Genomic DNA, 10342 nt, shown 5'->3' with positions numbered 1-10342 from the left:
GGCGCGGCCCCTCGCGCGGGCCCCCGCGCGCGTGCGCCGCGGCGCCGCCTACGCTGGACACGTACCGACCGGGTCCGGCCGGGAGGCCCGGTGGTGTGTACGCCGTGGCCACCGGAGCGGACGCCGGCGAGGGCCGAGCGACGAGGACCGACCAGCACCATGACCCGCGTGATCGCCGGGACGGCCGGGGGCCGCCGCCTCGCCGTACCGCCAGGCACCGGCACCCGCCCCACCTCCGAACGAGCGCGCGAGGGCCTCTTCTCCACCTGGGAAGCGCTCCTCGGCGGCCCGCTCGACGGCGAACGCGTCCTCGACCTGTACGGGGGCTCCGGCGCCGTGGGCCTGGAGGCGCTCTCACGCGGCGCGGCGCACGCGCTGCTCGTCGAGAGCGACGCGCGCGCCGTGCGCACCATCCGCGCGAACGTCCGCGACCTGGGACTCGCGGGCGCCGAGGTCAGGCCGGGCAAAGCGGCGCAGATCGCCGCCGGGCCGCCGCCCCCGGACCCGTACGACCTCGTCTTCCTCGACCCTCCCTACGCGGTCTCCGACGCCGAACTCGGGGAGATCCTGATCACACTCCGTACTCGCGGCTGGCTCGCGGACGAAGCGCTGGTCACCGTGGAGCGCAGCACCAGGGGCGGGGAGTTCGGCTGGCCGGACGGCTTCGGCGCACTGCGGTCCCGCCGCTACGGCGAAGGGACCTTTTGGTACGGTCGCGCCGCCTCCACGTGCGAAAACGCACCATGAATCGACCGCAGAGCGAGGGGATCACGTTGCGCCGCGCCGTCTGTCCTGGGTCCTTCGACCCGATCACCAACGGTCATCTCGACATCATCGCCCGGGCCTCCAAGCTGTACGACGTCGTGCACGTCGCCGTGATGATCAACAAGTCCAAGCGCGGGCTCTTCACCGTCGACGAGCGCATGGAACTGATCCGCGAGGTGACCGCCGAGTTCGGCAACGTCGAGGTCGAGGCGTTCCACGGGCTCCTCGTCGACTTCTGCAAGCAGCGCGACATCCCGGCCATCGTCAAGGGGCTGCGTGCCGTCAGCGACTTCGACTACGAGTTGCAGATGGCGCAGATGAACAACGGGCTCTCCGGCGTCGAGACCCTCTTCGTCCCCACGAACCCCACCTACAGCTTCCTCTCCTCCTCGCTCGTCAAGGAGGTCGCGCAGTGGGGCGGCGACGTCTCCCACCTCCTGCCGCCGACCGTCCACACCGCGCTCACGCGACGCCTCGCGGAGCAGTGAGCGGGCAGTGAGCGAGCACTGAGCGGGCGGCGATCGGGCGGGCACTGAACGGGCGCTGGGCGGGGCGGCGCGGGACGCGACGTCGCGCGGTGACGTCGCGCGGTGTGGCCCCGTACGCCGCGACGTCGCGCCCGCGCTGCGCCCGTACGGCGCGACGTCGCGCCCGCGCCACGCCCCGAACGTCGCCCCACGTCACGCGACACGTCGCGTCAATGCCGCCCGCTCGCCGCGTCGTGACGTCGCGTCACCCGGTGTCGCCGCGCCATGCCGTGGCCGTACAGTCGTCCCGTCCGGCTCCGCAGCAGCCGAGCGGTCCGTCTCCCCATCAGTCGAGAGAGTGGCGAGCACACGGTGGACGTGCAGAAGAAACTCGATGAGATCGTCGAGGTCGTCAACGCGGCCCGGTCCATGCCCATGTCGGCCTCCTGCGTGATCAACCGCGCCGAACTGCTCGCGATGCTGGAGGAGGTGCGGGAAGCGCTGCCGGATTCGCTCGCCCAGGCGCAGGAGCTGATCGGGGAGCGCGAGCGCATGGTCGGCGAAGCGCGTGCCGAGGCCGAGCGGATCATCCGCGGCGCCCACGACGAGCGCGGCAGCCTGGTGGCGGACACCGCCGTCGCGCGGCAGTCGCAGGGTGAGGCGGACCGCATCCTCAACGAGGCGCGGCGCGAGGCGGCCGAGGTCAAGGCCGACGCCGACGACTACGTGGACAGCAAGCTCGCCAACTTCGAGGTCGTCCTCACCAAGACCCTCGGCTCCGTCGGACGGGGCCGCGAGAAGCTTCTCGGCACCGGTGACGGACTCGACGCGCAGGGCTACGAGGACCCCGACTACGCGGAGGCCCCCGAGCGCAGCGGCGACCCGGAGACGCTGCGCCGGCGCGCCGACGAGTACGTGGACGTCAAGCTCGGCGCCTTCGAGGCCGTGCTCGCCAAGACCCTCGACGCGGTGGGCCGAGGCCGCGACAAACTGCACGGGCGCGTCGCGACCGACGACCTCGCCGCCCTCGCCGAGGACGGCGGCGAGCGCCAGTACAGCAGCGACTCCGACTACCTCGCCGACCTCGCCGCGACGCGCGACGCCGCGCCGGACGCCGCGCCGCCCGGCGACACCTCCGCGGGCGGCGGCACGTCGGGTGCCGGTACGCCGGGCGGCGATACCTTCGGCGGCGGTACGTCGGGCGGTCTCGTACTCCCGCCGCTCCCCGAGCCCGCCGTCGCCGCGCTCCCCGAGCAGGCCCCGCAGCAGCCCTACGCCGCGCAGGCCGACCCGTACGGCTACGGGGCGCAGACCGACGCGTACGGCTACCCGCAGCAGACCGACCCCTACGCCGCGCCCGCCGACCCCTACGGCTACCCGCAGCCGCAGGACCCGTACGCGACGCAGAACGGCTACGGCTACCCGGACCAGCAGCAGGGCTACGAGCAGCAGCAGCCCGCGCAGACGTGGCCGCAGCAGCAGCCGCAGGCGCAGCAGCCACAGCAGCAGGGCGGCGGCTCGCTCGACGAGACGAGCTTCTTCGACACCACGATGATCAGCGCGGAGCAGTTGCGGGCGTACGAGCAGGGGCGCTGAGGGGGCGTACCGGCCGTCCGGGCCGGATTGGGCCGATCGCGCACCGTCCAGTAGTCTTGTGTTTCGGTCTGTCTGACCTGCCCGTCCACAAACGGGAACAATTCGGCAGTAAACGGGAACAGATGCGCGGGTTCGCCCCGGAACTGGCCCCGACCGACCCCAGATCTCAGGACCCGAACTCAGGAGCAGCTCTGAACGCCCGCCTCGACCACCGCAACCCCCTCGTGTTCGACACGCACGAGCTGGGGCGCCGTCCTGGTGCGATGCAGAAGCTCTCCCGGACGGTCCAGGCCCCGGGCGGCGACGACGTCTTCGGTATCGCCGACGTCATCGCCATCCCGGGCGACTCCCCGGTGGAGATCGATCTCCGCCTCGAATCGGTGATGGACGGAGTGCTCGTCACGGGCACCGCCCGTGCGCGCGCCGAGGGGGAGTGCGTAAGGTGTCTGGAACCGCTGGAGCGCGAGCTCACCGCGGATTTCCAGGAGATGTTCTCGTACCCCGAGGCCGAGGAGCGCCACCGCCGCATGGCGGGGACCGACGCGGACTCGGACGAGGACGAGAGCATCACCCCCCTTGAGGACGGAATGTTCGACCTCGAACCCGTGCTGCGTGACGCGGTGGTGCTGTCACTGCCCATGCAGCCGGTGTGCCGGGAGGACTGCCCGGGGCTGTGCGCCGTCTGCGGTGCGCGGCTTGCGGACGACCCCGACCACCACCATGACGCCGTCGACGCACGTTGGGCGGCTTTGCAGGGACTCGCCGGGACCATGCCGGCCGGCGAGAAGGACGAGCTGGACGGCGCCGAAGCAGGCGTCGACGAGAAGCAGGAGAAGTAGCCGTGGCTGTTCCGAAGCGGAAGATGTCGCGCAGCAACACGCGCCACCGCCGGTCGCAGTGGAAGGCTGCGGTCCCCACCCTGGTGGCGTGCGAGCGCTGCCACGAGCCCAAGCTCCAGCACATCGCGTGCCCGAGCTGCGGCACGTACAACAAGCGTCAGGTCCTCGAGGTCTGACGAGAGTGGCGAGAAAGGCCGAGAGGGAATTGGTTAACGCCCCTAAGAAGAAGGCGCCCCGCTCGGGCGCCTCGGCGGACACCGCGGCCTCGTCCCACACGCTCCTGGAAGGGCGGCTCGGGTATCACCTGGAGTCCGCCCTTCTGGTGCGTGCGCTCACGCACCGCTCGTACGCGTACGAGAACGGCGGTCTGCCCACCAACGAGCGCCTGGAGTTCCTCGGGGACTCCGTGCTCGGCCTGGTGGTCACCGACACGCTGTACCGCACCCACCCCGACCTCCCCGAGGGGCAGCTCGCGAAGCTGCGCGCGGCGGTCGTCAACTCCCGCGCGCTCGCCGAGGTGAGCCGGGGCCTCGACCTGGGGGCCTTCATCAGGCTCGGCAGGGGCGAGGAGGGCACGGGCGGCAGGGACAAGGCATCGATCCTCGCCGACACACTGGAAGCCGTGATCGGCGCGGTCTACCTCGATCAGGGTCTCGACAAGGCGGCGGAGCTGGTGCACCGCCTCTTCGACCCGCTGATCGAGAAGTCCGCGGAACTCGGCGCGGGCCTGGACTGGAAGACCAGCCTCCAGGAGCTGACCGCGATGGAGGGGCTCGGGGTTCCCGAGTACCTCGTCACCGAGGAAGGCCCCGATCACGAGAAGACCTTCACTGCTGCCGCCCGCGTCGGAGGCGTCTCGTACGGCACCGGCACCGGCCGCAGCAAGAAGGAGGCGGAGCAGCAGGCCGCCGAGTCGGCCTGGCGCGCCATCCGCGCCGCCGCCGACGCGCGCGCGGCCGAGCAGGCCGCCGCGGGCGAGGTCCCCTCGCCCGGCGACGTCGTCCCCGAGGGCGGCTCCGCTTCCCCTGCCTGACACCCGACGGCACCGTCCGTCGTCCCACCCGGCATCCGCTCGACTCCGGCCCGTACGTCCACGGGCCGGGGCGGCGGGTGCCGGGTGGGCGTCGTTGGGGGCGCCCGCGCCCACGCCTCGTACGTACCTCCCACCCCGCCGCCGATCCCAGGAGAGCCGCACCGTGCCCGAACTGCCCGAGGTCGAGGTCGTCCGCAGGGGGCTCGCCCGCTGGATCGACGGGCGCACCGTCGCCGCGACGGAGGTGCTGCATCCGCGCTCGGTGCGGCGGCACGTCGCGGGCGGCGCGGACTTCGCCGCGCGCCTGAAGGGGCGGACGTTCGCGACGCCGCGCCGTCGCGGCAAGTACCTGTGGCTGCCGCTCGACGGCGGTACCGAGGCGGTCCTCGCGCACCTCGGCATGAGCGGCCAGCTCCTCGTCCAGCCCCACGCCGCGCCCGCCGAGAAGCACCTGCGCGTCCGCATCGGCTTCGACGACGCGCTCGGGACCGAACTCCGCTTCGTCGACCAGCGCACCTTCGGCGGCCTCTCGCTCCACGAGACGGGCGAGGGCGGCGTCCCCGACGTCATCGCCCACATCGCGCGCGACCCGCTCGACCCGCTCTTCGACGACGCCGCCTTCCACGCGGCGCTGCGCCGCAAGCGCACCACCATCAAGCGCGCGCTGCTCGACCAGTCGCTCATCAGCGGTGTCGGCAACATCTACGCCGACGAGGCGCTGTGGCGCGCCCGCCTCCACTACGACCGCCCCACGGCCGGCCTGACCCGCCCCGGCACCGACGCGCTCCTCGGCCACGTGCGCGACGTCATGAACGCCGCGCTCGCCGTCGGCGGCACGAGCTTCGACAGCCTCTACGTGAACGTCAACGGCGAGTCGGGCTACTTCGACCGCTCCCTCGACGCGTACGGGCGCGAGGGCGAGCCGTGCCGCCGCTGCGGGACACCGATCCGGCGCGAGGCGTGGATGAACCGGTCCAGCTACTACTGCCCGAAGTGCCAGCGGAGACCGCGGGGGTGATGTTGGGCGGGGGTGGGGCGGGGGCGTGACGTCGCGGCGTGGTGGGGGTGCGCGGGCGCGGCGTCGCGGCGTAGGAGGGCGTACGTAGCGTGTGCGGCGTGTGGCTGCGCGGCGTCGCGGCGTATGGGGCATACGTAGCGTGGGCGGCGGGCGCGGCGTAGGCGGCCTGCGCGACGTCGCGGCGTGCCTGGTGTGCGCGACGTGCCCACGTACGCGGCGCGGCCGGGTCCTTGGGCAGCCGTGCGCGGCGTGTCGTGTGCCGTGGCTCAGAAGCCGAAGTCCTGCGTCCACCAGGGGCCGCCGGCCCCGAAGTGCACGCCGACGCCCAAGGTCTTGTAGTCGCAGTTGAGTATGTTCGCGCGGTGACCCGGGCTGTTCATCCAGGACTCCATGACGCCGGCGGCGTCGGCCTGGCCGCGCGCTATGTTCTCGCCGCCCAGATTGCCGACCCCGGCCTGGTCCGCGCGGTCCCAGGGCGTGTCGCCGTCCGGGTCCGTGTGGTCGAAGAAGCCGCGCGCCGCCATGTCGTCACTGAAGGCCGTGGCGAGCGAGGCGAGGGCGCCGTCCGCACGTACCGCGCTGCATCCCACCTTGGCGCGCTCCTGGTTGACGAGGGAGAGGACGGCAGCCGCCGCCGCGCTCTCGTCACCGCTGGGCGCCGCCGCGACAGGCGGACGCGCGGGCGCCTGTGACGCGGGCGTCGTCTTGCTGGGCGCCGCGCTCTTCGGCGGAGCCGCCGTCCTGGTGGTCCCTCCGCCGGTCGACGTGGAGGCGCCGCCGGCGCCCCCCGCCTTCGCGGCGACGGAGCGGGAGGGGCTCGGCGTGGCGTCGGCCTTGCTCTTCTTCTCGGTACGGGGCGAGGCGGACGTCGTGGGGGAGGGCGAGCCGGAACGCGTGGCGCCCCGGCTCGCCGCGGACGTCGTACGGTCCGGCGCGGACGCCTCCTCGCCCTGCCCCTCGCCCGACGGCGCGTCGGCCGCGCGGACCTTCGCGTCGTGGCCCCCGCCGAAGGAGTACCCGCCACCCGGCACCAGCCCCGTCCCGACCGCGACGGCGCCCAGCGCCACCGCCGCCGACACCCCGAGCAGACCGGTGCGCACGGGCGCGCCGCGCCGCTTCCGGCGATGGCCGCTCGCGCCGTCGTGCTCGTCGGGGCCGGGGCCGATGTCGGGGACCTGGTGGGCCGGGCGGGGAGCGGCGGAGGGGCCGGGAACGGTTTCGGACGTGGCGTACGGGCTGGAGGGCGTGGACGTGGCGTATGGCGCGTACGGCGCGGACGTCGCGGAGGTGGGATACGGCGCGGACGTCGCGGAGGTGGGATACGGCGCGGACGTCGCGTACGGCGCGGACACGTAGGGGCCGGATGGGGCTTCGGACGTCGCGTGGTCGCCGTGCGTGGCGGCGCGGCCGTACGCGACGTTGCTGGGCGCGGCGCGGTCGTACGCGGTGCGGTCGTACGCCGCGTGGCCGTGCGTGTCGTAGGCGTCGTGGGCGTACGCGGCGTGGCCGGTTTCCGCAGGGGTCCCCGCCGGAGAGCCCGCCGCGGATTCGGCGCGGCCGGCGGCTGAGCGTCGGTGGCGTCCCATGGTCCTGGCCTTCCCTCGTCACCACTGTCCCGGGCGTACTCACCCGTTCGGGTGAGTCCTCCGCGGTGCGGACCCTACGCCATGGCCCCCGGGGACGACGTGTGCCTGAGGCGATTGGCCGGTTAGCGTGCCCTCATGGAAGACGAGGCACGGCTGACCGCGTGGGTCAGAGGGACGGTTCAGGGCGTGGGTTTCCGCTGGTTCACGCGGGCACGGGCGCTGGAGATCGGCGGACTGAGCGGTTTCGCCCTCAATGTGCGTGACGGGCGCGTTCAGGTCGTCGCGGAAGGGCCGCGCGCGGCGTGCGAGGAGTTGCTGGAGTGGCTGCGGGGAAGCGACACACCCGGCAGCGTCCAGGGCGTGACTGAGATCTGGGACACGCCTCGCGGCGGCTACGAGGGGTTCGCGATCCGCTGATCGCACCGTGCGCGCCCCGGCCGTGCGCCGCCGATGCTCCCCTCGCGTGCTTCGGTGGCGCCGGGAAAAGCCGCTGGTGGCTGCCGCGAGCCCCTTGCGCGGCTCGCCGTGCGCTCGACAGGATGACCCGCACGCCCCCCACGGCTCGCAGGAGTGCGCGCACCGTCGCCCGAAGCGCGGCGCGCCCCGCGGCCGTGCCGCACCGGGGCTTGATCGTGTTGACCGTCAAACTTTTTGGTGAGACCCTGAAAACCCCGCGCACCCCAACTGTCTGACGGGCGACGTCACAGACGGAGCGCCGCCGGACACCGCGGGTGCGGACCGAATCCCTCTCGACCCACCACCGTACTGGTCGGTCACTCAGTGTGGAGGACCACTCATCATGGCAAAGGCGCTTCTCGGTTACGTCGGCGGCTCCGACCCGCGACTCCTCGCCGAGATGCGACGGCTCCAGCAGCGCGTGCAGGACCTCGAATCCGAGCTCGTACGGATTCAGACGGAGAACGACGCGCTCGCGGCTGCCGCTTCTCAGCACGGCGGCTCTCTCCTGGAGAGCATCGACGTACCGCAGGCGGAGCCCGCGCTCACCTGACGCAAGCCGCTGCCGCACACCGCCGCGTTCCCGCGGCGGGGCGCGGGGCAGGGGCGTGACAGGTGAACCGCGCGGCCACGCCGGTACCGCCAGGGACGCTTCGGCGTCCCTTTCTTTTTCCCTCACCCCGCCCTTCCCTCACGGCTCGCGCCGTCTCGGTGTCACGCGTCGTCCGCCGGCCTCTTTCCTCTTTCGCGGCTCGTTCCGCGCGGGGCGTCGCGTCTCGTGCGGGCGCTTCACGGGGCCCGGGCCCGTACGCCCTCCCCGCGGCCACCTGCCGCCCGCACCCGCCCGTTCCCCGCTGTTTCCCGCCCCTCCCGGCCGTGTCTACCGTCTGATCTGCCCTGCGCGCTCCGTGGTGAAACCGTGACGGTGCGCGGGACGTCGCGTGGGCCCGTCCCGGCGGCCACGTCGCGTGCACGACGCGGCGACGCGGGAGTGCGACGCTGCGTGACGGCGCGACGTATGAGGGGCTATGACCCGGCGTGGCGGCACCCGATACGCGCCGTAGGACGCCATGACGCGTCGTCGCTCGGCGTACCCGCGCCGCGCCCTCGCACGTCGCGTCGCGCCGCGCGCGTCGTCGGCCGTCGCCGTGTGGAGCCGGGGCGGTAGAGTCCGGCGGCGTGCACCTCAAGGCCATGACTCTGCGCGGGTTCAAGTCCTTCGCCTCCGCGACGACGCTGCGGTTCGAGCCGGGGATCACGTGCGTCGTCGGGCCGAACGGCTCCGGCAAGTCCAACGTCGTGGACGCGCTGACGTGGGTGATGGGCGAGCAGGGCGCCAAATCGCTGCGCGGCGGCAAGATGGAGGACGTGATCTTCGCCGGGACGACCGGCCGGCCGCCGTTGGGCCGGGCCGAGGTCTCGCTCACGATCGACAACAGCGACGGCGCCCTGCCCATCGAGTACGCCGAGGTCACGATCGCGCGGACGATGTTCCGCAACGGCGGCAGCGAGTACCAGATCAACGGCGACACCTGCCGTCTCCTCGACATCCAGGAACTCCTCTCCGACTCCGGCATCGGCCGCGAGATGCACGTCATCGTCGGCCAGGGCCAGCTCGACTCCGTCCTCCACGCCGACCCGATGGGGCGCCGCGCCTTCATCGAGGAGGCCTCGGGCGTCCTCAAGCACCGCAAGCGCAAGGAGAAGGCGCTGCGGAAACTCGACGCGATGCGCGCCAACCTCGCCCGTGTCCAGGACCTCACCGACGAACTGCGGCGCCAGCTCAAACCCCTCGGCCGCCAGGCCGCCGTCGCGCGACGTGCCGCCGTCATCCAGGCGGATCTGCGCGACGCGCGCTTGCGGCTGCTCTCCGACGACCTCGTCACGCTGCGCCGCGCGCTCGACGCCGAAGTCGCTGACGAGGCCGCGCTCAAGGAGCGCAAGGAGACGGCGGAGAGCGCGCTCAAGGCCGCGCTCGCCCGCGAGGCGCGCCTGGAGGAGGCGGTCCGCGCCCTGACGCCGCGCCTCCAGAGCGCGCAGCACACGTGGTACGAGCTGTCACGCCTCGCCGAGCGCGTACGCGGCACCATCAGCCTCGCCGAGGCGCGGGTCACGAGCGCGACGTCCGTACCGGCCGAGGAACGGCGCGGACGCGATCCCGAAGACCTGGAGCGCGAGGCGGCGCGTATCCGCGAGCAGGAGGCCGAACTCTCCGCGGCGCTCGAAGCCGCCGAACGCGCCCTGGAGGACACCGTCGCCCACCGGGGCGAACTGGAGCGGCAGCTCGCCGTCGAGGAACGTCGCCTGCGCGACGTCAGCCGCGCTCTCGCCGACCGTCGCGAGGGACTCGCCCGGCTCCAGGGCCAGGTGACCGCCGCGCGCGGCCGGGCCGCATCGGCGCGCGCCGAGATCGAACGCCTCGCGACGTCGCGTGACGAGGCGCGAGAACGGGCCGACGTCGCGCACGAGGAGTACGAGGGACTGCGCGCAGAGGTCGAGGGGCTCGACGCGGGCGACGTCGCGCGCGAGGAGCGGTACGAGGCGGCGCGCCGTGCCCGCGCGGAGGCCGATGCCGCGCACCA

At 73.2% G+C, this 10342-nt stretch carries 11 protein-coding genes; 10 read left to right on the top strand and 1 reads right to left on the bottom strand.

From position 1 onward, the window contains the following. Window positions 1-159: 159 nt before the first annotated feature. The 7 genes from rsmD to mutM all read left to right on the top strand — a co-directional run bounded on the left by rsmD (window position 160) and on the right by mutM (window position 5718). Window positions 160-747 carry a 16S rRNA (guanine(966)-N(2))-methyltransferase RsmD gene (gene rsmD / locus G3I42_RS13405; protein ID WP_164285681.1) on the top strand — a complete coding sequence of 196 codons (588 nt, stop codon included), beginning with the start codon at window positions 160-162 and terminating at the stop codon, window positions 745-747. Window positions 748-773: 26 nt separating this feature from the next. Next, window positions 774-1253, top strand: coding sequence for a pantetheine-phosphate adenylyltransferase (coaD, locus tag G3I42_RS13400; protein ID WP_203606758.1), 480 nt, complete (start codon window positions 774-776; stop codon window positions 1251-1253). A gap of 351 nt (window positions 1254-1604) precedes the next feature. Continuing rightward, window positions 1605-2828 (top strand): cell division initiation protein, encoded by a 1224-nt coding sequence (locus G3I42_RS13395; protein ID WP_164285677.1) that lies wholly within the window; start codon window positions 1605-1607, stop codon window positions 2826-2828. Between the two features lie 191 nt (window positions 2829-3019). Continuing rightward, entirely contained in the window at window positions 3020-3667 is a 648-nt protein-coding gene (locus G3I42_RS13390; RefSeq protein WP_164285685.1) for a YceD family protein, read from the top strand. Between the two features lie 2 nt (window positions 3668-3669). Then, entirely contained in the window at window positions 3670-3843 is a 174-nt protein-coding gene (rpmF, locus tag G3I42_RS13385; RefSeq protein ID WP_007493396.1) for a 50S ribosomal protein L32, read from the top strand. A 29-nt stretch (window positions 3844-3872) separates the two neighbouring features. After that, the gene (gene rnc / locus G3I42_RS13380) at window positions 3873-4700 is read left to right on the top strand and encodes a ribonuclease III (protein ID WP_203606754.1); all 828 of its coding nucleotides are present in this window, start codon (window positions 3873-3875) and stop codon (window positions 4698-4700) included. 163 nt (window positions 4701-4863) lie between these two features. Beyond that, window positions 4864-5718 carry a bifunctional DNA-formamidopyrimidine glycosylase/DNA-(apurinic or apyrimidinic site) lyase gene (gene mutM / locus G3I42_RS13375; RefSeq protein ID WP_164285675.1) on the top strand — a complete coding sequence of 285 codons (855 nt, stop codon included), beginning with the start codon at window positions 4864-4866 and terminating at the stop codon, window positions 5716-5718. Window positions 5719-5984: 266 nt separating this feature from the next. Here the strand turns inward: mutM and G3I42_RS13370 are convergent, their stop codons facing one another. Beyond that, a complete protein-coding gene (locus tag G3I42_RS13370) occupies window positions 5985-7304 on the bottom strand; it encodes a CAP domain-containing protein (RefSeq protein WP_164285673.1) in 1320 nt (439 codons plus the stop codon). 135 nt (window positions 7305-7439) lie between these two features. Here G3I42_RS13370 and G3I42_RS13365 point away from each other — a divergent pair, with 135 nt between their 5' ends. The 3 genes from G3I42_RS13365 to G3I42_RS13355 all read left to right on the top strand — a co-directional run. Continuing rightward, window positions 7440-7721 carry an acylphosphatase gene (locus G3I42_RS13365; protein WP_007821659.1) on the top strand — a complete coding sequence of 94 codons (282 nt, stop codon included), beginning with the start codon at window positions 7440-7442 and terminating at the stop codon, window positions 7719-7721. Window positions 7722-8103: 382 nt separating this feature from the next. Next, window positions 8104-8313, top strand: coding sequence for a hypothetical protein (locus tag G3I42_RS13360; protein ID WP_164285671.1), 210 nt, complete (start codon window positions 8104-8106; stop codon window positions 8311-8313). 626 nt (window positions 8314-8939) lie between these two features. Then, window positions 8940-10342 (top strand): AAA family ATPase (locus G3I42_RS13355; protein ID WP_164285669.1); only part of this gene is annotated, 1403 nt, incomplete at its 3' end.

This window comes from Streptomyces sp. SID11385 (assembly GCF_010548245.1).
Taxonomy (GTDB): domain Bacteria; phylum Actinomycetota; class Actinomycetes; order Streptomycetales; family Streptomycetaceae; genus Streptomyces.
The sequence above is the reverse complement of the archived record's forward strand: the minus strand, read 5'-3'. Positions and strand labels throughout refer to the sequence as shown.

Bases quoted from the DNA above. Each gene is read 5' to 3' on its own strand.
- rsmD (WP_164285681.1), top strand. From the start codon at position 160: ATGACCCGCGTGATCGCCGGGACGGCCGGGGGCCGCCGCCTCGCCGTA.
- G3I42_RS13370 (WP_164285673.1), bottom strand. From the start codon at position 7,304: ATGGGACGCCACCGACGCTCAGCCGCCGGCCGCGCCGAATCCGCGGCG.
- G3I42_RS13365 (WP_007821659.1), top strand. From the start codon at position 7,440: ATGGAAGACGAGGCACGGCTGACCGCGTGGGTCAGAGGGACGGTTCAG.
- G3I42_RS13360 (WP_164285671.1), top strand. From the start codon at position 8,104: ATGGCAAAGGCGCTTCTCGGTTACGTCGGCGGCTCCGACCCGCGACTC.